Origin of the sequence: Streptococcus oralis, assembly GCF_018448765.2 — a bacterium.
GTDB lineage: Bacteria > Bacillota > Bacilli > Lactobacillales > Streptococcaceae > Streptococcus > Streptococcus oralis_BM.
The window spans coordinates 1-24,275 of the sequence record NZ_JAHCMC020000002.1 but is presented as its reverse complement, the minus strand read 5'-3'; the positions used below and the strand labels follow the sequence as shown (position 1 = coordinate 24,275).

The following is a 24,275-nucleotide window of genomic DNA, read 5'->3' as shown; positions in this document are numbered from 1 at the left end:
GAATTAGGAGTTTTGGATGAAATTTGAGTTTTCTTTGCCTCGAAATACTAAGCTAAAATCTCTAAACATGGTTATCAATAGTAACGACAGGCAACATCAAACAGATAAAGCTAAAGTTACTAAGCGCATTAGAGCTTTTGCTTATTGGCATACATCGATGAACAAGGATAAAGGGAGGGCTGCTTTTAGCCCCTCTAACCCTTGTGAGGTTACAGTTACAATTTACAGCCCTACTAAATCTAAATTAGATCCACCTAACTTGTACCCAACAGTCAAGGCTATCATTGATGGTATGACTGATGCAGGTATTTGGACAGATGATAATCATAAGGTTATCAAAAAGTTATCTTTTGTTTATGGTGGCTTGAGTGAGGAGAAAGGGCATTATAGATTAGAGTTTGATATAGAGGGAGTGGAATAAATGACAAAAATCAGATTACAAAATCCATACATGGATGAAACTATCAAGGTGAGGGACGAATACAAACAAATTCTCAAAATGCTAGAATGGCTCGGACGAGGCAATATAGATTGTCTCCAACTAATTCAAATTGAACCAGAAGAAAGAATAATTACTATTAACCCTAAACACTTTGCAAAAGTTGATTTTTACGAAGATGAGGAGGTGAAGTGATGAAGATTGAACGAATTTGGGGATATCCGTCTAAGAATACATTTTCAATAAAGCCAATCGCAAAACTTTTAAGTGAAGAAGTCGTAGATGGCTTGTGGATTGACCCTTTTGCAAATAATGCTAAAATTGCTACGATAACAAATGACTTAAATACCGAATTTGATACAGATTATCATCTTGATGCTTTAGAATTTCTAAAGATGTTTCCTGACTGTTCTGTCGATGGAATTCTTTATGATCCTCCGTACTCAACAAGACAAATTTCAGAAGTATATAAGGGCGTAGGACTACCCGTAAATAAAGAAACAACTCAATCGACATTCTGGTCTAAACAAAAGAAAGAGATAGCAAGGATTGTGAAAATTGGCGGTAAAGTTATTTCATTTGGATGGAATAGTGGTGGAATAGGTAAAAAGAACGGATTTGAAGTAATTCGTGTTCTATTGGTTCCGCACGGAGGACATCACTACGACACAATCGTCACAATTGAAGAAAAAATTAGAGAGGTCATAGAATGAAACGAAAAAAACTATTAGCAATCGCATTGCTTGGCTTATCTTTTGTATGGTTAGCAGCATGTGGAAACAAGGATGTCCTTGGAACAACTTTCACTTTTAATTACGCAAAAGTGAAAATGGTAGATGGGCAAATTGTAGAGGGCAAAGTCAAACGGTGGGCGAAGTACGAGAAACAGGATAGTATTCGTGTTACTTTTGAAAATGGTGATGAGTATTACACTCACTCAAGTAACGTGACTTTGTACAATAAATAATGAGGGGGTGATACATGACTGATGACGAAGAAAAAAATAGAGCGCTTGTCAGTTATCCATCGCAGGGAAATCAATTGGCTAAAGTGGTATTTTTTGAGGGATAAAAAAAATCCTCAAAAAACAATCTTGGAGCAAAAGATACATGAGGCATTTTTAAAGAATAACATTGAACAGTCTGTATTTTTGGTAAATCTGAAAACTGTAACAGATGAATATATCGATAAATCAGATAGAAAGATGTTAAAAACGATAAAAGAGGTCTATGTATTTGAAAATATCAATGTGATCGGCGCGTGTCAAAAAATTTTATATCTAAGTCCTAGCCCAGCGTACACATATATCAATAAATGGTTTGATGAGTATTTTGTTTCAACTTACAAGTACATCCCCCTATCTAAATAACCGTAAAAACACCCTATCCTATGTATCTATAATCAAGGTACATAGGTTTTTTATTAGGAGAATAATATGGATAATCTGCCAACAAAACCATATCACAGACAGAATACTATTAATCAGTATAATTTGCTGGATTATGATGCGACGCGCACAGATGGGAAATATAATTTGCCAACTCTTGAACCAGTTGATCATGTGCCTAAAAAGCTACAGGGATTTAACTATGTTTTGAATAAACCTGACTACTCAGCTACTGTACATTTTTTCTTAGATGATTATCAGTTTGAAAGAATTTGGAAACGCCCAGACTTTTACCTAGAAAAACTAGCTGATTTTGATTGTGTACTTACACCAGATTTTAGCTTATATACAGACATGCCAATAGCTATGCAGGTTTGGAATACTTATCGCTCAAGACTGATAGGCCAAATGATGCAGAATTGGGGTTATACAGTCATACCTACTGTATCTTGGTCAAGCCAAGAAAGCCATGATTTTTGCTTTGATGGTTTGCCGAAACATAGCACAGTTGCCATCAGTACAGTAGGCATAAAACAACGCAAAGAGCGCTTTGAATTGTGGAGAGATGGAGTAGATGCCATGATTGAAAAGATAGCGCCAAAGCGTATTTTGGTATATGGTGGTGAGGTTGATTATGATTATAAAGGTATCGAGGTAATTTATTTTGGAAATGATACAACAGAAAGGATGGACAAATGGGCGGTAGAGGAGCAAGCTCTGGAATGAGTAACAAAGGAAAAAAGTATGGGACAGAATATAGTACCTTGCATACAGCAGGTAATATAAAATTTGTCACTCAAAATGGTAGTGGTGGACAAGTAGCACCTATGGAAACCATGACCAAAGGTAGAGTATATGTATTAGTTGATAAGCACAAAAATACCTTGAAAGGCATCACATACAATGATACGAATAATAAACGTAGTAAGCAGATAGATTTAGACCATGAACATAAAAAGATGCAGCCCCATACTCACCACGGTTATTTCCATGCCGAATATGAAGTAAGTAAGAAAGGTGCTACAAATCTGACCACTAAAGAGAAGAAGATGGTTGCTAGAGTGATGAAAGAGTGGTATAATTATAATAGAAAGCGCAAGGGATAGTATAGAAGGAGTACACCTTGATAGAGGTAGCCACGGTGCGAATCCGTGTCATTGCGCTGTATCTAGCCCCTTAATTGGGGCTTTTTTTGTGCCTTAAATCAAAAATAACAGTAAAACATCCCCTCTTTTAGCATATAAAATGAAATCATGAGTAGCAATACTTGTGATTTTTTGTTGGAAAGGAGGGAGCGAATGAATGAAAGACAGAGGCGCTTTGCAGATGAGTACATAAAGACAGGAAACGGCTATCAATCAGCAATTAAGGCTGGTTATAGTGAGAGTTATGCCAATAATCGTATTACTGAACTGTTGGGAAATGTTGGGATAAAAGAGTACATAAACAAACAGATGCAAGAGCTGCATAAGTCAAACATCATGGATGCGACAGAGGCGCTCTATATCCTTTCTGAAATCGCTAGAGGTAAACGAGATGAGGAGGTTTTGATACTTAACCCAACAACAGGAAAAGTAGAGAGGCATATCAAAAAAGCAGATAATGCAACAGTTATTAAAGCCATTACTGAAATCTTGAAACGATATCCAACAGCTAAACAATCTGAAAAACTAGAGCTTGAGATTGAGAAATTAAAATCACAGTTGATAGATACACAAATGGAAGATGATACCATCACAATTATTGATAGTTGGGAGGGTGACGATGAAGATAATTGATATTCAAAAAAATGTCAATCCTCATTTCAAGAGTGTTTGGAAATCTAAGAAACCTTACAACATTTTGAAAGGTGGGCGAAACTCATTCAAATCATCAGTTATTACCTTGAAGTTGATTGTCATGATGACTTGGTACATCATAAGGGGTGAAACTGCAAATATTGTCATTATCCGTAAAGTAGCTAATACAATCCGTGACAGTGTGTACAATCAAATCCAATGGGGACTATCGTTATTTGGCCTAACCAGTCGCTTTAAGATGACAGTCAGCCCATTTAAGATAAGTCATAAAAAGACAGGCTCAACATTTTATTTTTACGGCCTCGATGACTACCAAAAGTTGAAATCAAATAACATCGGAAATATTATAGCTGTTTGGTATGAAGAGGCTGCTGAATTTTCAAGCGCAGAAGAATTTGACCAGACCAACATTACATTTATGAGGCAGAAACATCCACGCGCTCAATTTGTTAAAATCTTTTGGTCATATAACCCTCCTATCAATCCGTACAGTTGGATAAATGAGTGGTATGAGGAAATGAATACGCAAGATAATTACTTATGCCATTCTAGTACTTATCTTGATGATGAGTTAGGATTTGTAAATGATCAGATGTTGGCTGATATCGAGCGTATCAAAAAGAATGACTATGATTATTACAGGTATGTCTATCTAGGTGAGTCAGTTGGTTTAGGGAATAATATCTATAACATGAGTACATTTCACCCGTTAGATGCTTTGCCTAGTGATGATAGGCTGATAGGTATATCTTTTGCATTGGACGGTGGGCATCAGCAGTCAGCTACTGCATGTTGTGCTTTTGGGATAACTGCTAAAGGTAAGGTTATCTTACTTGATACCTGGTATTACTCACCAGCTGGCCAAGTGATAAAGAAAGCACCTAGCCAACTATCACAGGACATCAACGGTTTTATACAATCGGTTGTCAGTAAATACAGAGTACCTATCTTGCAATATACGATTGATAGCGCAGAGGGAGCATTGAGAAACCAGATGTATCTTGATTTCAGCATTAGATGGCATCCGGTGGCTAAATTGAAGAAAGTGACAATGATTGATACATTCCAATCACTATTAGCACAAGGTCGCTTTTATTACCTTGATACAGAGAATAACAAGGTATTTATTGAAGAACATAAGATGTACAGATGGGATGAAAAGACATTGCAGTCTGATAGCCCAAATGTCATCAAAGATGATGACCATACATGCGATGTTGCCCAGTATTTTGTATTAGACAATTCTAAGATACTTGGTTTGCGTGTTGGTAATTCATAAGGAGGGCAACAATGAACTTAATTCAAAAAGTAAAAGACTTTTTCAACCGTGGGAGGTATAACATGGAAACATCGAACCTAAACAGTATCTTGGAGCACCCAAAGGTAGCTGTAACACAATCCGAATTTAACAGGATACAGCTCAATCTGGCTTACTATCAATCTAAATTTGATGATGTGGAGTACATCAACACCGATGGCGACAGAAAGCGTAGAAAGATGCAACACTTGCCGATTGCACGAACTGCAGCCAAAAAGATTGCTAGCCTTGTCTATAATGAACAAGCAGAGATCACAGCAGATGATGATACGTTAAATGACTTTCTTAATGATATGCTAGGTAATGACCGCTTTAACAAAAACTTTGAGCGGTATTTAGAGAGTTGTCTGGCTTTGGGTGGGCTTGCTATGAGACCTTACATTGATGGAGATAAGGTTAGAGTGGCATTTATTCAAGCACCAGTATTTTTGCCATTACAAAGCAATGTACAGGATGTATCAAGCGCTGCAATCCTAACTAAGACAATTAAGTCAGAGAGCAAAAAGAATGTATATTATACGTTAGTTGAGTTTCATGAGTGGGTAACTCAAGATGGCCAAGAGGTAGGGAGTACAAAGGATAAGAACCTATACCGCATTACTAACGAGCTTTACAAATCAACATCAGATAGTACGCTTGGTGATCGTGTAAATTTGAGTGAGCTATATCCTGATTTGCAACCAGTAACAACAATACAAGGATTGTCACGCCCATTGTTTGTTTATCTCAAGACACCAGGGATGAACAATAAGGATATCAACAGCCCTCTTGGTTTATCTATTTTTGATAACGCCAAGACCACTATTGATTTTATCAATCGCACGTATGATGAATTTATGTGGGAGATTAAGATGGGGCAAAGGCGCGTGATTGTGCCTGAGCAAATGACGCAACTCAAAGTACAAGATATCCACGGTGAAATCAAATTTAAGCGACGTTTTGATATTGACCAAAATGTTTACATGCAAGTAGGAGCAGGCAATATGGATAGTGGTAGCATTATTGATCTCACAACTCCTATCCGCTCATCAGATTATATTTCAGCCATTTCAGAGGGCTTGAAACTATTTGAAATGCAAATAGGTGTATCAAGTGGCATGTTTACATTTGATGGGCAAGGGGTCAAGACAGCAACGGAGATTGTAAGCGAGAACTCAGACACCTATCAAATGCGAAATAGCATTGTTGCGCTTGTTGAGCAAGCTATCAAAGAGCTTTGTGTTTCTATGTGTGAGTTGGGCAAAGCGGTAGGGATTTACAGCGGAGAAATTCCGGAGCTTGATGATATTTCAGTTAATTTGGATGATGGTGTATTTACTGATAGGCATGCAGAGCTTGATTACTGGATGAAGATGGTAGCAGCTGGATTTGCGACACAGAAAAGAGGTATTGCTAAAGTACTGAACATCACAAATGAAGAAGCAGAGAAAGAACTTGCTGAAATCAATGGAGAGTTGCCACCAGAGAGCGATGCAGAGCTTGCTTTGTACGGAAAAACAGATAAGAAAGCAGAAGAGGGAGAGCTATAAACTGCTATAAATTACAATAAACGACACATAAGGAGTTGAAAATGAGTGATAAACGTAAAATGCCAACTCTAAATGATCAGCGATTTTCTTTGCACATGCAGGGCGTGAGTGATATTTACTCTAAAATGCAAATTGAGTTGTTTGATAGCATGATAAAACGACTTAAAGAGCGTGGCAATGCTGACCTTGCGAAAAATCCGTATATATGGCAACTAGAAAAACTCAACGATATGTACATGCTGAATGAGGAGAACTTAAAGATTATTGTTGAACGTACAGGAATTGCTGAAAGTCTTTTGAGAGAAGTCATTGCTAACGAGGGATTAAAGGTCTATAAGGACACAAAGGAGCAACTAGAGGAAGATTTGAAAAGGGAATCTAGTGGCAAAGTTAGAAATGGTGTAATCGATGCTCTTGAGTCCTATACTCAACAAGCTATAAGTGACCTTAATCTTATCAATTCAACATTACCAGCAAGCATACAGACTGTTTTTAAGTCGGTTGTAGAGCAGACAGTAGCACAAGTCGTATCAGGGACTAAAACAAGTGATAGGGCGTTAAATGATACTATCATGAGCTGGCAAAAAAAGGGCTTTACTGGATTTACTGACAGCGCAGGGAGAGAGTGGCGAGCAGATAGCTATGCCAGAGCAATTATTAAAACGACAACTTACAGGGTTTACAATGATATGCGTACAAGACCTGCAGAGGAATTAGGGATAGATACTTTTTACTACTCTATCAAGTCGTCTGCTAGAGCTGCATGCGCTCCATTGCAAGGTAAGATAGTCACTAAAGGTCAAGGTAGAACAATAAACGGCCTTACTATTCATAGTTTGCTAGATTATGGTTTTGGTACTGCTGGGGGATGTCTAGGTGTCCATTGCGGTCATTATCTTACGCCTTTTATCGTAGGGGTAAATGAAATACCAGACTTGCCAGACTATATGAAAGACCTAACGCCGGAACAAGCGGAAGAAAATGCACGCATCGAGGCTAAACAAAGAGCTTTGGAGCGCAATATCAAGCATCACAAAGAAAGATTGCACTATGCTAGTACATTAGGTGATGATGATCTGATACAAGCTGAGAGGCTAAAAGTTAGAGCTTATCAAGGGAAAATAAGAGCTCTTGTAGAACAACACGAATTTTTAAGCCGTGATTACAGTAGAGAAAGAGCATATATCTAATTATCAAGAGGGTTACTAAACAACCCTCTTTTTTTGTGCCTAAAACCGTAAAAAATCCCATTCCATCCAAAGTAAACTGAAATAGTAAATAATATTTTGCTTTTCGGTGGGAGTTGTCCACCTAAAAAGAACTAAGGAGGTACAAATGGCATTTACAACAGAGGAACTACTCAAACTTGGATTGACAGAGGAACAGGCTAAATCAGTCTTTGCCTTGCGAGGAAAAGAGCTCAACGAGGACAAATCAGCCTTGGAAACTATCACCAAAGAGCGAGATAGTTTGAAAGGTCAGTTAGAAAAAGCAGAGGAGCAAGTTGAACACTTGAAATCGCTTGAAGGTATCAGCGCTAAACAGAAAGAGGCGATTGATGAATTACAAGCTGAATATGACAAGTATAAACAAGAGGCTGCGGATGAACTGGCAAAAACAAATAAGGTGAATGCTATCAACCTTGCTTTGAAAGATACCACAGCACACAATCCATCAACCTTGATGAAGTTTATTGATGTTGATGCCATTGAACTAGATGACAGTGGCAAACCTAAACTAGATGACATCCTCAATGGTCTAAAGGAAAGTGACCCATATCTCTTTAAAGCAGAAGAAGATGGCAAACCTAACCCAAATATCGTTGCGTTTGGAAATCCAACAGCAACAGACCCAGCACCAGATGCCTTTGCACAGGCATTAGGGCTAACAGAATAAAAAGGAGGAATAGTAGATGTCAATCAATTACATCACAAAACATGAGGGGCAGTTTGAAAAACGCCTTATGCAAGGCTCATTGACTGCCATTCTTGAAACGCCAAAAGTAAATTGGCTCGGTGCAAAATCATTTGAATTGCCAACAATCTCTGTAACAGGATATAAGGCACATACACGCTCTAAAGGTTACAACTCAGGTACAGTATCAAGCGATAAAAACGTTTATACTCTTGGATTTGACCGAGATGTTGAGTTTTTTGTTGATACAGCAGATGTTGATGAAACAAACCAAGAGCTTTCAGCTGCTAACATCTCAAATACATTCATTTCAGAACATGCAACACCAGAGGTTGACGCTTACCGCTTTTCTAAAATTGCCACAGCTGCCATCAATGGTAGTCATTTCAAACAAGAAGATAGCATTACACCGGAGAATGTCTACGGCATTTTGAAAGCTGCTATTTTGCCAATGCGAAAATATGGAGCATCAAACCTTGTCATGTATGTATCTAGCGAGGTAATGGATGCCCTAGAGCGTGCTAAAGACTTTACACGCGCAATCGCTACTACATCACCTCAAGGAATTGACACACGTGTAACATCGCTAGATGGAGTGCAACTTATCGAGGTTTGGGATGATGCACGTTTCAAAACTCAGTTTGATTTCACAACTGGATTTGTGAAAGCTGGTGGCGGTAAAGATATCAATTTCTTGATCGTGGCTAAGACAGCTATCATTGCCAAAGCTAAATTTAACTCTATCTATCTCTTTGCTCCTGGGCAACACACAGAGGGTGATGGTTATCTTTACCAAAACCGTTTGTACCATGATTTGTTTGTCTTGAAATCTCAAGAAGATGGGGTTTACGTTTCACATAAATCAGCATAGGAGGTAGTAGATGAAGAAATACATCAAAGAAAATCAAGTTTATACCGTGCAAGAGGGTAGTGAGCTTGAGGTGCAACTTATGGCAGATGGCTTTGAGGAATTTGTGGAAGATGGTAGCGAACTTGAAACACCAAAGGAAACTAAGGACAAAGGTAAAGAATAATGGCTAAGTATAAAGCAATTAAGAACCTAATTCTAAAGACACCTGGTATTTATGTGGCAGAGGGAGAATTTGTTGAACTTGAACAGAATTATGCCGATCAAGTCAATAAAGACCTCAAGCAAACATTTCCGGATGTCGCTGCAGTTTTAGAGCTTGTAGAAGATGTATCCACACAATCTGAACAAGCTGATGCTACTGAATAAATAAGGGGTGGGAACACCCTTTATTTTTAAGGGAGGTTACGCATGACTTATTTAACACAAGAAGAGTTCGATGAGCTAGGTTTTGATGAAGTTACAGGCTTTGAAAAATTGGCAAAACGGGCAAAGATAGCGATTGATCTATACACTAATGGTTATTATCAGAAAGGCATTGATTTTGAAAAAGAAATTGCCTATCGCAAATCTGCTGTAAAGCTTGCTATGGCTTTCCAAATTGCCTATCTAGACGCCTCTGGCATTATGTCAGCGGATGACAAACAGCTAGCTAATAGCGTTTCTATTGGCCGTACATCAATCTCTTATAGCACCTCACAAAGCACCTCAGCAGGTCAGCAATTTAATTTGTCTATGGATGCTGAAAATGCTTTGAGACAAGCCGGCTTTAGCCTAGTTGTTGGAGTTGCCTATGATCGATAAGCGGTTATTAAAAGGGATTGACAAGCGTTTGTTAAAGGATGTCCTAACCATAAAAAAAGTAGCTGATAAAAACGATTATGGGGATGAAGTATATTCAGAACCGTTGACTATTAAAAATGTACGTTTTGATAGATCAGTGGGGGTATCTGGCAATCGTAACTCAAAAACCGGTACAGGAAATTCAAAATCAAGGCAAAAACAAGGGGTTATATACCTCTATCCCTCGCTATCTTTTGTGACAGTTGATAACAGTTGGATGGGTGCAAAAGTTAACGATGGGATAGGAGATTACACAATTAATGGATTTCAAACTAACTATTATGATGGTGAGATATTCAGTCAAGAAATTGAGGTGATCTAATGAGTATTGCCATTAAAGTTGACTTGCAGAAAGCTAAACAGAAACTTTCGAGCGAATCCATGACAAGAGGAAAGGTTGCTGTTGCTAGCCAGATCTTGCTAGACAATGAGCAATATATCCCCTTGAGAGGTGGAGAGTTGAGAGCCTCTGGCCGAATCGTTGGACAAGGTGATGCTGTTGTCTATGGAACAGTTTACGCTAGGGCACAATTTTACGGCTCAAACGGTATTGTCACCTTTAGGAGATACACCACTCCAGGAACTGGCAAACGATGGGATCAAGTTGCTACTAGCAATCATGCCGAAGAATGGGCTAGAGCTTTTGTGAAAGGAATGGGGCTTTGATGCGAGAGAATGACTTTCAAAATGTACTTTTAAAGCATATCAAGACTTTAAATTTACCAGTTGAACCACGCTTTGATTATTTTGAGGATGACAAAGATGACCTTGTTATCAATCAGATACCAGGTGGAAAAGTGGACAAAGAGTATATGGATGGCACACAAGAGATTTCTTTGCCATTTGAAATTGCTGTAAAGGCAAAAAAGAACTCAGTAGCTAATGACACTATCTGGTTAGTAACCTCAGAACTATCAAAGATAGACTTAGTTTTGCCGAGTGATAACAATTCCTATGAATATATGGGAATGGATGTCAGTCGTCCTGCCATGAAAGGCAAGGATGAGCAAGGCTATTATTATTACACAATTGAAATTGTGGCGAAAATCGTAATAGAGAGGAACAAACAATGAGACAAAAAAACGCCCTCCGTGGCCATTATGTAGCTCCATATAATGGAGGAGTTGAACCATCAACAGAAGATGCATGGTTGGAACTTGCTAAATGGATCTCAGACGTATCAGATGATACAGATGAGAAAACAGATGATCAAGCATACTACGATGGTGATGGAGTTGAAGAAACAACGGTAGTCAGTGTAAAAGGTGCTTATACCTTTGAGGGTACTTATGATCCAGAAGATAAGGCACAGGCTCTTATTGCTAGCATGAAGTACAAAACAGGAGATGACCGCAAGCTATGGCATAAAGTCGTATCTTCTGACAAGAAAAAACAATGGGTGGGAGCTGCAACAGCAACAGAAATCAAAGCCGGTTCTGGTGCTGCTTCTGACTTTGAAGCATTTGGATGCAAACTTTCGTTTAACTCAACTCCAAAAGAAACTGGTATTGGGTAATAGCTTTTGATAAGGGCGGGCATTGAGCCTTGCCCTTTTTTCAACAAAAAGGAGTAGAAACATGACAGATATTCAGATTGAACTAAAACGTACAGGATTTCCGGTAAAGATTGGAGAAGTAGAGCTATGGTTTGATACAAGTCAAGAGAGCTTGATGCGCTTTTATGACATGGAAGAAGAACTCCAACGTCGCCTTGTCCAGTATGAATTGGATGTAGCAACTGCAAATATCGACAACAAAATTGAGCGTGATGGAGTAACTAAAGAAGTAGTAGCTGGCGCTATTGAACTAGAGAAGAAACAGCTTGAGATTCAATATGATCTTATTTTTGGCGATGGTACATTTGATAAGTTGTATTCTGTATATCCAGATTATAACGCTCTAAAAAACGCTCTAGAACAGACCGCAATCATGTTGCATGACAAGTTAGAAGAAGTTGCTGAGCAACACAAAGCGGTAGTGAAAGAGCGTGCTAGTCACTATTTAAGCAAGGGTAAAGTCACTCCAATCAAGAACAACAAGAAGCGCAGAAAGAACAAAAAGAAATAGCTAGGTAAAAAATATGTCTATGAAATTAAATGATGCCTTAGTCACAAATTTCTCTATTGCTGATAAAGAGTATGACATAGACTTGTCTTTTAATAAGGTTCTAGATGTCTTTGAAATCTTGAGCGAGGAGGAAATGACGCCCCTAGAACAAGCGCAGTTGATTGTCCATTTGCTAACTGGCCAAGAATTATACGACATCAAAGAGGTTGTGGATTGCTGGATTTACATAAAAGAACATTTTTTAGGGATTGAAAAAGAAACTGTTCAGTATGATTTGCTAGGCAATCCAATGCCAACAGCAAAAAATGAAGAAGAACAAGAAAAATTGATTGATTTTGAACAAGATGCAGAATACATTTACGCAAGTTTTTTACAAGCCTATGGCATCAATCTTTTGAAAGTTCAAAACAAGTTGACATGGACAGAATTTAAAGCGCTTTTGAATGCTTTGCCAGACAATACAATTATGCAACAGATTATAGAAATCCGAGCATGGAAACCAGAATATGGTGGGGATAAGAACAAAATGCGTAAATTACAAGCTAAATATAGTTTAGGAAAGGAGGGAGAAGTAAATGGCTGATGGGAAAGTTACCATCGTTGTAGACGTTGATGGCAATAAAGTCAAGGTTCTAAACGATGAGTTGGATAAAACGGCACAGAAAGGTGACAGAGGGAGCGATTCTCTGAAGAAATTTGCCCTTGGTGGCGCTGCCTTTAAACTAGCATCCAAAGCTGTGGATCTTCTGACAGATTCTCTAGGAGGAGCTATTCAGCGTTTTGATACGCTCGAAAGTTTCCCAAGGGTAATGCAAGCGATGGGGCATAGCACAGAAGATGTCACGCGCTCAACTAAAAAGCTTGCAAATGGTATCGAGGGTTTGCCTACGACTTTGAATGAAGTAGTTGGTACAGCTCAACGCTTGACATCTATTACTGGAGATATCAATAAATCAACAGATCTAACACTTGCTCTTAATAATGCCTTTCTTGCATCTGGCTCTTCTAGTGCTGATGCAAGCCGTGGTTTACAACAGTTTAGCCAGATGTTATCAGCTGGTAAGGTCGATATGCAATCGTGGAAAACATTGCAAGAAACCATGCCCTATGCCTTGCAAAAGACTGCTGAATCATTTGGTTTCGCTGGGCAATCTGCTCAGAATGATTTCTATTCCGCATTAAAACAGGGACAACTTACATTTGATCAGTTCGCTTCAAAATTGATTGAGTTAAATGGTGGTGTTGGTGGTTTTGCTGAGCTTGCGAAATCTAATAGTAAAGGGATTCAGACCTCTTTTGGCAACTTGAAAAATGCAATTGTAAAAGGTGTCGCAAATACAATCAAGGCTCTTGACGATTTAACAACGGCAGCAACAGGAAAAACAATTGCTGAGAATTTTGATGCATTGAAAGTAATCATCAATGCTGCTTTTGGTGTGATTGTCAATGTTATTAAGGCTAGTACGCCTGTTTTTCAGACTTTGTTTAGTATTTTGGGTACTGGAATTTCTGTAATCTCATCTTTGACACCAGTTATTATTAGTTTGGTTTCTGCTTTGGTGGCTATGCGTGCTGCTAACGAAGCTATAACTGCGACAAAAAACTTAATTAATTCCTGGCAAACATTCAAAACAACAGCTGCAGGGGCAATACAGATTATTAATTTAATCACTGCCGCGCAAGCAACTTGTGGGACAGTCACGAAAGCTCAAATGGTGGCCAATCTGGCAAACAATGGAGCGCTAACAGCATCTACTGTACTTTATGGTGTTTTAACTGGGGCTATCAGTTTGCAAACAGCTGCTACCATTGCTGCGACCGCTGCAACAACAGCGTTTAAAGCAGCGCTGACAGCTTTAACTGGTCCGATTGGTTGGATTGTTGCTGGTGTAGGTCTTGCTGTTGGTGCATTGGTAGGGTTGTGGCAATGGCTGACTGCCGAAAGTGAAGAAACAAAACGCCTTAAATCGGAACAAGAGGAGCTAGTCAAGAGCACGGATCAATTAACAGATTCTGTTAAACAAAGCGCAAAAGAGCGCCAGAAAAATCTTGAGTCTGTAAAAGGTAATACAGAATCTTACCAAAAATTGGCTGATGAAATTGTTCAACTTTCTCAAAAAACAAATAAAACTGCAGCAGACAAGAAAAATCTCAAGAAAAAGATTGATGCTTTAAATGCCTCAGTTAGCGGTTTAAATCTGGCCTATGATAAGAACTCTGATTCTTTGTCTCACAACAGTGATCAAATCAAAGCTAGAATCTCAGCGATGGAGGCAGAATCGACATGGGAGGCATCCCAAAAGAACCTGCTTGATATCGAACAAAAGCGTGCTGAAATTGGCGAGCAACTGAAGCAGATTGCAGAACAACGGAATAAGTGGAATGAAGAGTCCAATGTTAGCGATAGTGTCCGCAAAGAAAAACTGCAAGAACTCAACGACAAGGAAACTGAGCTTAAAAATACTCAGACAGAATTGCAAACAGAATACGAAAAGACATCACAAGTACAACAAGCGGCATCCGAGGCAATGGCTTCTGCCGCCGAAAATGGTTCAAATAGGCAAGTTGTAGCATACGAAAATATGTCTAAATCTCAACAAAAAGCAATAGACGATATGCGTACTAAGTACAATGAATTACTTGAGACAACTACGAACATGTTTGAACAAATCAAGTATAAGTCTGCTATTAGTGTCGATGAAATGATTGCTAATCTCCAAAAAAACCAAGAGGCGGTTAATAACTGGGCAACAAACCTCAATACATTGGCCGAACGTGGGGTAAACGAGGGGATTTTGGCTAAATTGCAAGCGATGGGGCCTCAAGGTGGGTTGTATGTTCAAGAACTCGTTAATGCATCAGACGAAAAATTGGCAACATTGAACGAAGTCTTTACTCAAGGTGGTGAGTCAGCTATGAATGGCTTAACTGCTGGTATGGATACGGGTGCTTTGGGTATCACAGATAAGATTAAAGGTATCGTACAAAGTCAAGTTTCAAGTTTACAAGAAGAAATTGCAGCTGCTGACTTTTCTAGTTTGGGGCAAGAAATCCCCAACGGGGTCAGCCAAGGGATAGAACAAGGCGCTTCTACTGCTGGAGAATCTTCTAAAAACATGGCTAATGATATAAAAGAATCCTTTACAAGTGAAATGGATATCAATTCCCCATCTCGTGTTTTCAATGAGTATGGTGGTTTTATCACTACTGGTTTAGCTGAGGGTATTGATAATGGTGCGTCACAACCGACAAATTCAATGACAACATTATCAACTCAAATCAAAGAGCCGTTTAATAATCTACCATCAGATTTCACATACGCAGGTGAAATGGCAATGGCTGGCTTAAATACTGGATTGAATAATGGTGCTGGAGCCGTTTTGGAAACGGCTAGATCAATAGCAACAAGTGTGAAAGAGACTATCAAAGATGCTCTGAGAATCCAGTCACCGTCTAAAGCGATGCGTGATGAAGTCGGACGATTTATCCCTCAAGGTATCGCTGTTGGTATCGAGGCGGATGCTGGCACTGTTAAAAGATCAATGTTGCGATTAAAAGAAAGCATGATGATTGATACTAGACCAGAAATAGCTCTAGGTTTGAATAAAAAACTAGGTGCTCAAGTGACTGTTAAACAAAGTAGTAAGCAGACAATAGCTGAAAAAATCAAAGTTACTATGGACAAGTCTAGCGAACTACTCGAAAAAGCCCTGGATGTAGCTGAGACGGCCGTTAGACGACCAAATGAAATGTACTTAAACGATGGTACTTTAGTCGCTAAAACAGGCGATAAATTCGCTAAATATCAGTCAGAGCAACTTAGACGGGAAAATAGAATGAGAGGTATTCTTGAATGACGAAAACAATGGTATTCAACGGTGTTGATTTGTCACGCTTTATCAAAATCAAGGATATTATTCGCCCTATTGGAAATAAGAGGAGCGTTACATTTGATAATGCTCCCTCGTTGGGCGTAAACATCCAACAAGTGAAACGTGGGGAAAAGGAGCACACTATCAAGTTTGACATGATTGAGCGTGATGGGGTGGCTCTTGAGCGACTTAAACATGAATTGGCTGGTGTTTTGAACGTGCTAGAGCCTGTAAAAGTTGTTTATGGCGATGAACCGGACAAGTATTATATGGGGTTTCCAGTTGATGAAATTACCCCAGAAAACTTGACAAGATGGTTTCAACGCTCGGAGTTTAAACTTGTCATTCCTGATGGAGTGGCTCACAGCTCAGCTTACAAAAAGTTTGATAGCATAACTAACGCTACTGTAACAGGAAATAAAATGGTATTTGATTTGGCCAACAGTGGAACAGTTCCAGCAAATCCAATCGTAAAAGTCAAGCACAATGCAGATAACGGCTATATCGGTATAGCGAATAATACTGGTTCTTTTGAAATTGGAAATAGCGAAGATGCTTTTACTGAGCCATCTCAAAAATCAGAAATGCTGCTTAACTATCGAGATAATGAGATCTCAAATGGTTTTATTAAAGCGTTAAAAAATCAAGCTGTTACAAACGATAATACAGAGTATGTAGTCGGTACAGCTGAGATGGTGGATCTCTGGGATCGCTCACATATTCGATTGAAAGATTTGCGAGGAGAAACCAAATTACACAACTATGCAACTAGCTTGTCGTGGGATATTCCAGCCAATAGTGCAAAAACAACAGGATCACTGGATGACTATTTGTGGTGGAGACAAGTTTTTTGGGCAGAGGCAAACAACCAATACGGCTTCATCAAGATTACTGTATCTGATACAGCAGGTAAATTTTTATATGGAGTGGAAACTTTTAAACGAAATCTTAGTTCTGATTGTGAATACAACTTTTTTGTAAGCGATGGGAACGGTAGTTATCGTATCTTGGGACGTTGGAGATTTGATGGTACAACAACTGCTGACCGAAATCCTTTCAGCGTGGCTAAAGGATGGTCTGACTTAAAACGTAATGATGACAGAATCCAAGTTTTTTATGGTGGTTCTCACTCTACTTTCATTATTCCGGAAATTAAAGGGAAAAAATCCGCTAGAATCCATGTGACAATAGGGGCGTATCGAGATCATCCAATGGTTTCTCATATGTATCTGGATGGTTTTTATTATCGCAAAGACTTTGTTACGCAGACAAGAGATATTCCTAACCGTTTTACGACTGGTTCAAATGTTGTCATCAACAGCGAAGACGATACAGTCTATATTGATGATATTGCAAAAGCAAGCGAGGTTGTAGATGGTTCTCAATGGCTCTCCATCCCTCCAGGTAATTCAAAATTAGAGCTGTACTTCTCTAGTTTTATCAAAAAACATCCGACAGTGATGATTGAATTTGAAGAAAGGTGGCTATAATGCTATTAACAATTCATGATGCAAGTTTGCAAAAAGTTGCTTTTGTTGATAACGACAAGCAAAATACGCTTAATTATTACGACGATACTTGGGCAAGGGATTTACCGACAGGATCCTCAACATTTGAGTTCACTGTATTTAAAAAAGCCATTAAATCGGATACTGCGTTATCTAAGGCTTATCAATATCTGAATGAGCGTGCTTGGGTTTCGTTTCGATACCATGGGCGCACCTACCTATTCAATGTGATGACCGTTGAGGAAAATGAGCAGACAATCAAATGCTATTGTGAGAATCTCAATCTTGATTTGATTAATGAGCATGCCAATCCGTACAAAGCAGAAAGAGCAATGTCATTTATTGAGTATTGCCAAGAAATGGGGTTGCTTGGTTTCAGTAATCTTTCCGTTGGAATTAACGAGATTTCGGATAGGAGACGAACCCTAGAGTGGGAGGGACAAGATACTAATCTTGCTCGTTTGCTTAGTTTGGCTAACAAATTCGATGCAGAAATTGAGTTTGAGACACAATTAAATGCCGATAGTTCTATCAAATCATTCAGAGTTAATGTATATCAAGAGAACGACGAGAATCACCAAGGCGTTGGGCGTGTCAGAAATGACATACAGTTAACTTATGGCAAAAATCTAACTTCTATCACTAGAAAAGTTGATAAGACAGGTGTTTTTAATGCAATTAGACCAACAGGTAAAAGACGTGTTAAAAATGAAAAGGGCGAAGAAGTAGAAGAGGTGGTAACACTTGGAGGTTTAGAGCCTTGGTCTGTAATGAGGGATGGTATCCTTGAATTTTATCAACGGAATGAATCTCTATATGCCCCTATCTCAATGCAAATGTATCCGTCCGTTTTTAGTCCAAGCACATTTGATGATCAATGGATACGAAAGGATTTCTCTTACGAGACAGACAACCCAAAAGAATTGCGCAGATTGGCTTACAATGAGTTGAAAAAGCATTGTTATCCTGCGGTGACATATGAAGTAGATGGATTTATCGATGTGGAGATTGGTGACACAATCAAGATTTATGACAATGGTTTTAGTCCGGCTCTTATGATTCAAGCACGGGTCTCTGAGCAGAAAATTAGCTTTACGAATCCATCAAGCAACAAAACTACCTTCTCTAATTTCAAGGCACTTGAAAACAAGTTATCAGATGGTATTCAAGCAGCTTTTGAGCGACTTTTTGAGGCATCAAAACCATACATTATCAAGTTAGCAACTGATCAAGGAGTCATCTTTAAGAATGGGACTGGAGAAAGTGTAGTTACCCCAACACTTTATAAGGGTGGCAAACCTATTACCGCTGGCGTAACTTGGCGTTGGTCACTTGATGGAAACCTAACAACTGGTATGAACTACCTTGTAAGAGGTTCAAATATTCAAAAAACCTCTACTTTACTTGTCTCAGCTTACATTGATAATGATAAGGTTGCAAGTGATGAATTATCATTTGTGAATGTTTCAGATGGTGAAGCTGGTCAGAAAGGAGAAGATGGGAAATCAACCGTCATCCACTTTGCATTTTCTGATAATTCGGATGGATCAGACCTTTCTTTTGAGGATAGAAATCAGCGCTATCAAGGTTATTATTCGGACTATGAACAGGCCAATAGCTTAGATAAGACAAGGTATAAGTGGACTGATAGATGGGCGAAGATAAAAGGCGGGACAAGAAATTATTTTAAAGATTCAGCATCGAGGGTATTTGCAACAGATAGTCAAGAAACGTTTGACTATCGTACTTATATTGTGGATGAATTTTGGAAGAATGCAGAGCGCTTTAAGAAAGATTTTGTAAGAATTTCCTTTGATATTGCTTTCTTGTCTCCTCTTGATTCAGATAAAACTGCTAATGTTCACTTTTCAGCATCACCTTGGTACTCATATAAGAGCTTGAAATTTAAAGGTGGTACAACTGCTAGACAGCATTTTGAGTTCATGATTGATTTGTCTAGTGCCTCTGAAGATTACAAGGCAGACAATGTGTCTATTCGCTTTGGCACAAATTATGGTTTCCCTGCTGGGACTAGAGTTTCTATTGAGAATGCGATGCTATCGATTGGTTCTCATTTTCCAGATTATGTTCAATCAGTTGAAGATGTAATGGATGGTATCAATTCAAAAGCCGACCAGGGATTAACTCAGGAACAGTTGAATGCCCTCAATGAGAAATCACAGATTTTAGAGGCTGAAATGAAAGCGAAAGCATCGATGGAGGCCTTTAGTGAATTAGAAAAAGCATATAATGCCTTTGTTGACAAGAATGCTAAAGATGCAGCCCAATCTGAAAAAGATTTGATTGAAGCAGGTAGAAGAATTGAGTTGTTGACAACTCAATTTGGAGGCTTATCGGAGCTTAAAACATTCATTGATACTTACATGAAAAGCACAAACGAGGGCTTGATTATTGGTAAAAATGATGCAAGCTCTACTATCAAAGTATCAAGTGATAGAATATCCATGTTTTCCGCAGGTAAGGAAGTTATGTATATTTCACAAGGCGTAATAAACATTGATAATGGTATTTTTACCGCGTCAGTTCAAATTGGGCGTTTTAGGACAGAGCAATATCATCTTAACAAAGATGTGAATGTTATCCGTTATGTTGGATAAAAGGAGGAAAAATGGCAAAATACAGCAATTCAAGTGGTAGCTTATTTTTAAATGTTTACATCGATCAAGGTGCGCAGAATATCGCTGCTAATACTACAACAGTAAACTGGGAGATGACAGTTAGTCGCTCAAGTTATTACCACACATATAACAATAATGGTAGTAGTACACTTTCACTATCTCTTGATGGGCGTAATGTCCACAGCAGCAATCCAACTTGGGAGGTCTGGGACGGAGAGGTTACTCTTGCTAGGGGTTCAAGTACCATAACCCATAATGCAGATGGAAGTAAAACTCTACCTCTGTCCTGCACATTTAACCCAAATAATGGTTATCATGAATCAATTACAGTTACAGCTAATATCAGTCTAACCACCATCCCACGGGCTAGTTCTGTAAGCGTAAATGCTGGAATTATTGGTAGTCCAATCACAATTAATATTAGTCGTCATAGCTCAACTTTTAAGCATACGGTACGGTATGTTTGGGGTAATAGGTCTGGTACTATTGCCTCTAACGTTGATACATCCACAACGTGGATGATCCCTCTTGATTTTGCAAATGAAATTCCAAATAGCACAAGCGGAACTGGGACAATTTATGTTGATACTTACTCGGCAGGTACTAAAACTGGCACGCAATCAACTATACTAACAGCAAGTATTCCACAAAACATGAAACCTACACTTTCTAATGTGACCTTAACAGATGCAAATGGTGTTGCTAGAGGGTTGCTGAACGGCAATAACTTTCTTCAAATCGTTTCAGATATCCAGGTAGGATTTAATGGCGCTAGTGGTGTCTATGGATCAACGATTACAGGTTATAGAGCTGAAATTGTTAATAAGAATCATGTTGTTACTGAAAATGGCGGCAGGCTTGGGATGATGAATTTCAATGGATCAGCAACGATTCGAGCTAGTGTGGTTGATAGTCGAGGTAGACAATCAGATGCTAGAGATATTACTATCAATGTCATTGAGTATTTTGCTCCCTCTCTTAGTTTTACAGCTGTTAGAACAAGAGAGTCGCCCAATATCATTCAAATCATCAGAAACGCTAAAATAGCGCCTCTGATGCTCTCTGGTAAGCAGAGAAATAACATGACTTTGACTTTTCGGGTTGCTCCATTAAATACAAATAATTTCTCAGTAGATAATGGTAGCGCATCAGGTATCTTTACAACCATTCACACATTGACCAATTCGGCTGCAAACTTAGCAGGGAATTATCCGGCTACTAAATCTTTTACAGTCATTGGACGACTTGAGGATAAGTTTACAAGCGTTGAATTTTCAGCTACTGTTGCGACCGAAAGCGTAGTAATGAGCTATGACAAAGATGGTCGGGTAGGTATTGGAAAAGTGGCAGAATTGGGTCAACCTGGTTCTCTGGATGTATTAGGAGACATCTTTGCTAGAAATAAACCTATTCAGCAATATCAATTAACTGATAGTAATGGATGTGGAAAACTTATCAAACAGGATTTTAATACGATGAAAGAGACTGGAACGTGGTGGATAGATGGTAGCTCTCAAAATAACCCCTTTTCTGGCGCTTGGGGAATGCTAGAAGTATTCAAGCCTAATCCAGGTTCTCATGAACGTATTCAACGTTTCACTACCTCATCTGGATACATGGCTGTTAGGGAGAATGGATTTGATAATAACTGGAGGCCGTGGCGTTATGTGGCTCAGCAATCCATGTCCACAAATAACTCCGATTATTCAGCTTTACAAAAAAACGTTACAAAAAAAATCGATGGTGGGTGGGGCGTGAAGCTCAATGCGACAAGGAATGGAAATACTGTCACACTGTCAACAGAGCATATCTCAGTATCTATCAATACTGATTCAGATTACAGGGAGTTACGTGAGGCCTTACCAGCAGGCTTTAGACCGGCAAGCGAGGCGCACTTGATATTACAAGGGCATTCAGGCTCAACAATTTCAGGAACAGCTATCTTACATTTAGCCTCAGATGGCAAAATCCGTCTGACAAGTAATTCACAGGGTAATAAATTTTGGACAGGGACAATTACTTATATCACATCCGATCCCTATCCATAACATCGTAAAAAATCCCTAATTTTTAAAAGATAATTAATTTATAAAGGAGGAAATGACAATGCTAAAAGTCACTAAAACACGTCAGCTAGTAGCTGAATTTTTCGCACAAGATGGAGATCAACAAAAGTTGGTCAAAACTACTGTAATCAATACAGATAATGATGCTGTTTCAACGACATCCGAAACACTGCATGACCCGGATTTGTACGCTAAAAATCGTAGCAACATGCGTAAACATGAGCAAGAGTTACGAGAAATGCGTTACAAGATTGAAGATGCCATTTTGGCAGAGCTGGAAGCAGAAGAGCATAAGGAATAGGAGATGTTTATGCCAGAATACGAGCGTTTAATTGTACAGTTCGTTTTCTCTCTCGTCCCTGTTGTAACTCTGTATTTCTCAATGAAAGACCGCAATACAAAGCAAGAAAATCGTATTACGGCTATGGAAAAAGACATTGAAAATCTGCAAGAATTTAAAGTGTCAGCAAATAAGCGGCTTGATAATCACGACGAGCAAAACAAGGCTATACTTGTTCTAGCTGAGCAAGTTAAGTCACTTGGCGAGGACGTGAGAGAACTAAAAAATCTAATTCAGAACAAACAATAAAAAAGGAGAAAAAACATGATTAATTGGAAATTGCGTTTGCAAAACAAAGTGACACTAGTAGCTCTTTTAGGAGCGGTGTTTTTGATGGCACAACAATTCGGCCTTGAGATTCCGAAAAATATCCAGGACGGTGTGAATACATTTGTTTACATTCTTGTACTTATTGGTGTTGTAAACGACCCAACAACTGCAGGAATTTCTGATAGCAACCGCGCTCTTGATTATCATGAGCCAAGTGAGGACTAAGCAATGGATATTGATACAAGTAGATTAAGGACTGATTTACCGCAAGTTGGAGAGCAACCCTATCGTCAGATTCACGCTCACTCAACAGGCAACCCCAACTCAACCGCTCAGAATGAAGCAGATTATCATATGCGTCGACCTATTGATTCAGGATTCTTCTCACATGTTGTCGGTAACGGCCGTGTGATGCAAACATGGTACACAGACATGGGAGCCTACGATGTGGGAGGTGGCTGGAACGTAGAGGGTTATGGTCAGGTAGAACTGATTGAAAGTCATGAAACCAAGGAAGAATTCATGCGCGATTACAAGCTCTACGTTGAGCTTTTGCGGAACCTTGCTGATGAAGCAGGTATCCCTAAAACGCTAGATTCTGATAGTTTGGCCGGAATCAAGACGCATCAGTACTGCACATATAATCAACCTCGAAACTACTCTGACCATGTGGATCCATACCCTTATTTGGCAAAATGGGGCATTAGTCGTGAGCAATTCAAGAAAGATATTGAAGGTGGGCTATCTGAAGCTGGTTGGCGTCAAAATGCTACTGGTTGGTGGTGGGAGGAGTCAGATGGCTCTTATCCCACAAATAGCTGGAAACAAATTAATGGAGAGTGGTTCCGATTTGATAATCGTGGCTATTGCTTGATTAACCGCTGGTTCTTTGATGAAAAAGACTGGTTCTATTTAGACAAACGTGGTGCAATGGTTAAAGGTTGGATGTTCCTTAACCATCGCTGGTACTATTTCAAATCAGATGGTCGCATGGCCACAGGTTGGGTGAAATACCGTGAAACTTGGTATTTTATGGAAGAAAAAGATGGTTACATGCTATCTAAGCAATTTATCAAATCGGGCGATGGCTGGTACTATTTGAAAGCTAACGGTGAACTTCAAACAGACCCAGCTTTCAAAACCGAACCAGACGGTCTTATCACCGTCGTTGATAAACCAAAAGAATAAAAATAAAAAAACAGAAAGGAAAACTTTCAAAATAGATTACACTAAACCGCGGGCAATAACCTGCGGTTTTATTGTTTTATAAGGGGCAAAAAAGGGGCAAAAAAGCCGTAAAATGTCGTTAGTCCACGTAAAAATCTTGTATATGATTATTATTTTCACTTGATTTTAGTGCATATTGTAAATGATTGTATCGTAGCGTATCTTCATAAGTTGTTGTGTGCTCTTTTTT

General features: G+C 39.0%; 30 protein-coding genes. All 30 read left to right on the top strand.

Features of this window, described 5'->3' with window-relative positions; all coding sequences use genetic code 11:
- The first annotated feature begins 16 nt into the window (after positions 1–16).
- The 30 genes from KIH88_RS09605 to KIH88_RS09460 all read left to right on the top strand — a co-directional run bounded on the left by KIH88_RS09605 (position 17) and on the right by KIH88_RS09460 (position 24,046).
- Positions 17–421, top strand: coding sequence for an endodeoxyribonuclease RusA (locus KIH88_RS09605; RefSeq protein ID WP_054366568.1), 405 nt, complete (start codon positions 17–19; stop codon positions 419–421).
- Positions 422–634: a hypothetical protein gene (locus tag KIH88_RS09600; RefSeq protein WP_213988965.1), complete on the top strand. Its 213-nt coding sequence runs from the start codon at positions 422–424 to the stop codon at positions 632–634.
- Positions 634–1,152, top strand: a complete 519-nt coding sequence (locus KIH88_RS09595; protein ID WP_213988966.1) for an adenine-specific DNA methylase — start codon at positions 634–636, stop codon at positions 1,150–1,152. The genes KIH88_RS09600 and KIH88_RS09595 overlap by 1 nt, the downstream gene beginning before the upstream one ends.
- The gene (locus KIH88_RS09590; RefSeq protein WP_213988967.1) at positions 1,149–1,406 is read left to right on the top strand and encodes a hypothetical protein; all 258 of its coding nucleotides are present in this window, start codon (positions 1,149–1,151) and stop codon (positions 1,404–1,406) included. Before KIH88_RS09595 ends, KIH88_RS09590 begins: the two co-directional genes overlap by 4 nt.
- A 21-nt stretch (positions 1,407–1,427) precedes the next feature.
- On the top strand, positions 1,428–1,808 hold the full coding sequence (locus KIH88_RS09585) for a hypothetical protein (protein WP_213988968.1): 381 nt from the start codon (positions 1,428–1,430) through the stop codon (positions 1,806–1,808).
- Positions 1,809–1,874: 66 nt separating this feature from the next.
- The gene (locus KIH88_RS09580) at positions 1,875–2,552 is read left to right on the top strand and encodes a DUF4417 domain-containing protein (RefSeq protein WP_213988969.1); all 678 of its coding nucleotides are present in this window, start codon (positions 1,875–1,877) and stop codon (positions 2,550–2,552) included.
- A complete protein-coding gene (locus tag KIH88_RS09575) occupies positions 2,549–2,932 on the top strand; it encodes a hypothetical protein (protein WP_213988970.1) in 384 nt (127 codons plus the stop codon). Before KIH88_RS09580 ends, KIH88_RS09575 begins: the two co-directional genes overlap by 4 nt.
- 192 nt (positions 2,933–3,124) lie before the next feature.
- Positions 3,125–3,604: a terminase small subunit gene (locus KIH88_RS09570; protein ID WP_050091514.1), complete on the top strand. Its 480-nt coding sequence runs from the start codon at positions 3,125–3,127 to the stop codon at positions 3,602–3,604.
- Positions 3,591–4,904 (top strand): PBSX family phage terminase large subunit, encoded by a 1,314-nt coding sequence (locus KIH88_RS09565; RefSeq protein ID WP_125411340.1) that lies wholly within the window; start codon positions 3,591–3,593, stop codon positions 4,902–4,904. The genes KIH88_RS09570 and KIH88_RS09565 overlap by 14 nt, the downstream gene beginning before the upstream one ends.
- A gap of 11 nt (positions 4,905–4,915) precedes the next feature.
- Positions 4,916–6,472 (top strand): phage portal protein, encoded by a 1,557-nt coding sequence (locus tag KIH88_RS09560; RefSeq protein ID WP_213988971.1) that lies wholly within the window; start codon positions 4,916–4,918, stop codon positions 6,470–6,472.
- Between the two features lie 41 nt (positions 6,473–6,513).
- Complete coding sequence (locus tag KIH88_RS09555) at positions 6,514–7,662, top strand: phage minor capsid protein (RefSeq protein ID WP_414331667.1); 1,149 nt, start codon at positions 6,514–6,516, stop codon at positions 7,660–7,662.
- 145 nt (positions 7,663–7,807) lie between these two features.
- Positions 7,808–8,368: a phage scaffolding protein gene (locus KIH88_RS09550; protein WP_084852916.1), complete on the top strand. Its 561-nt coding sequence runs from the start codon at positions 7,808–7,810 to the stop codon at positions 8,366–8,368.
- A 16-nt stretch (positions 8,369–8,384) separates the two neighbouring features.
- Positions 8,385–9,257 (top strand): hypothetical protein, encoded by an 873-nt coding sequence (locus tag KIH88_RS09545; RefSeq protein WP_213988937.1) that lies wholly within the window; start codon positions 8,385–8,387, stop codon positions 9,255–9,257.
- A gap of 10 nt (positions 9,258–9,267) precedes the next feature.
- Positions 9,268–9,420 (top strand): hypothetical protein, encoded by a 153-nt coding sequence (locus tag KIH88_RS09540; protein ID WP_164497117.1) that lies wholly within the window; start codon positions 9,268–9,270, stop codon positions 9,418–9,420.
- Positions 9,420–9,623, top strand: a complete 204-nt coding sequence (locus KIH88_RS09535) for a hypothetical protein (RefSeq protein ID WP_084852914.1) — start codon at positions 9,420–9,422, stop codon at positions 9,621–9,623. Before KIH88_RS09540 ends, KIH88_RS09535 begins: the two co-directional genes overlap by 1 nt.
- Positions 9,624–9,665: 42 nt before the next feature.
- Positions 9,666–10,058, top strand: coding sequence for a hypothetical protein (locus tag KIH88_RS09530; RefSeq protein ID WP_213988938.1), 393 nt, complete (start codon positions 9,666–9,668; stop codon positions 10,056–10,058).
- Positions 10,048–10,419 carry a putative minor capsid protein gene (locus KIH88_RS09525; protein WP_213988939.1) on the top strand — a complete coding sequence of 124 codons (372 nt, stop codon included), beginning with the start codon at positions 10,048–10,050 and terminating at the stop codon, positions 10,417–10,419. Before KIH88_RS09530 ends, KIH88_RS09525 begins: the two co-directional genes overlap by 11 nt.
- On the top strand, positions 10,419–10,763 hold the full coding sequence (locus KIH88_RS09520; protein WP_213988940.1) for a minor capsid protein: 345 nt from the start codon (positions 10,419–10,421) through the stop codon (positions 10,761–10,763). Before KIH88_RS09525 ends, KIH88_RS09520 begins: the two co-directional genes overlap by 1 nt.
- Positions 10,763–11,170 (top strand): minor capsid protein, encoded by a 408-nt coding sequence (locus KIH88_RS09515; RefSeq protein WP_213988941.1) that lies wholly within the window; start codon positions 10,763–10,765, stop codon positions 11,168–11,170. Before KIH88_RS09520 ends, KIH88_RS09515 begins: the two co-directional genes overlap by 1 nt.
- Positions 11,167–11,613 carry a phage tail tube protein gene (locus KIH88_RS09510; protein WP_213988942.1) on the top strand — a complete coding sequence of 149 codons (447 nt, stop codon included), beginning with the start codon at positions 11,167–11,169 and terminating at the stop codon, positions 11,611–11,613. Before KIH88_RS09515 ends, KIH88_RS09510 begins: the two co-directional genes overlap by 4 nt.
- Before the next feature lie 61 nt (positions 11,614–11,674).
- A complete protein-coding gene (locus KIH88_RS09505) occupies positions 11,675–12,163 on the top strand; it encodes a hypothetical protein (RefSeq protein WP_213988943.1) in 489 nt (162 codons plus the stop codon).
- A 13-nt stretch (positions 12,164–12,176) separates the two neighbouring features.
- Positions 12,177–12,746, top strand: a complete 570-nt coding sequence (locus tag KIH88_RS09500; protein WP_213988944.1) for a Gp15 family bacteriophage protein — start codon at positions 12,177–12,179, stop codon at positions 12,744–12,746.
- Positions 12,739–16,020, top strand: a complete 3,282-nt coding sequence (locus tag KIH88_RS09495; protein WP_213988945.1) for a tape measure protein — start codon at positions 12,739–12,741, stop codon at positions 16,018–16,020. Before KIH88_RS09500 ends, KIH88_RS09495 begins: the two co-directional genes overlap by 8 nt.
- Complete coding sequence (locus KIH88_RS09490; RefSeq protein ID WP_213988946.1) at positions 16,017–17,525, top strand: distal tail protein Dit; 1,509 nt, start codon at positions 16,017–16,019, stop codon at positions 17,523–17,525. Before KIH88_RS09495 ends, KIH88_RS09490 begins: the two co-directional genes overlap by 4 nt.
- The gene (locus tag KIH88_RS09485; RefSeq protein WP_213988947.1) at positions 17,525–20,161 is read left to right on the top strand and encodes a phage tail spike protein; all 2,637 of its coding nucleotides are present in this window, start codon (positions 17,525–17,527) and stop codon (positions 20,159–20,161) included. Before KIH88_RS09490 ends, KIH88_RS09485 begins: the two co-directional genes overlap by 1 nt.
- Positions 20,162–20,172: 11 nt before the next feature.
- On the top strand, positions 20,173–22,230 hold the full coding sequence (locus KIH88_RS09480) for a DUF859 family phage minor structural protein (protein WP_213988948.1): 2,058 nt from the start codon (positions 20,173–20,175) through the stop codon (positions 22,228–22,230).
- Between the two features lie 58 nt (positions 22,231–22,288).
- Positions 22,289–22,549, top strand: coding sequence for a hypothetical protein (locus KIH88_RS09475; RefSeq protein WP_213988949.1), 261 nt, complete (start codon positions 22,289–22,291; stop codon positions 22,547–22,549).
- A gap of 9 nt (positions 22,550–22,558) precedes the next feature.
- Positions 22,559–22,837 carry a DUF7365 family protein gene (locus KIH88_RS09470; protein WP_084852901.1) on the top strand — a complete coding sequence of 93 codons (279 nt, stop codon included), beginning with the start codon at positions 22,559–22,561 and terminating at the stop codon, positions 22,835–22,837.
- A gap of 15 nt (positions 22,838–22,852) precedes the next feature.
- A complete protein-coding gene (locus tag KIH88_RS09465) occupies positions 22,853–23,083 on the top strand; it encodes a phage holin (protein WP_084852900.1) in 231 nt (76 codons plus the stop codon).
- 3 nt (positions 23,084–23,086) lie between these two features.
- Positions 23,087–24,046 (top strand): N-acetylmuramoyl-L-alanine amidase family protein, encoded by a 960-nt coding sequence (locus KIH88_RS09460; protein WP_084852899.1) that lies wholly within the window; start codon positions 23,087–23,089, stop codon positions 24,044–24,046.
- The last annotated feature ends 229 nt before the right edge of the window (positions 24,047–24,275 follow it).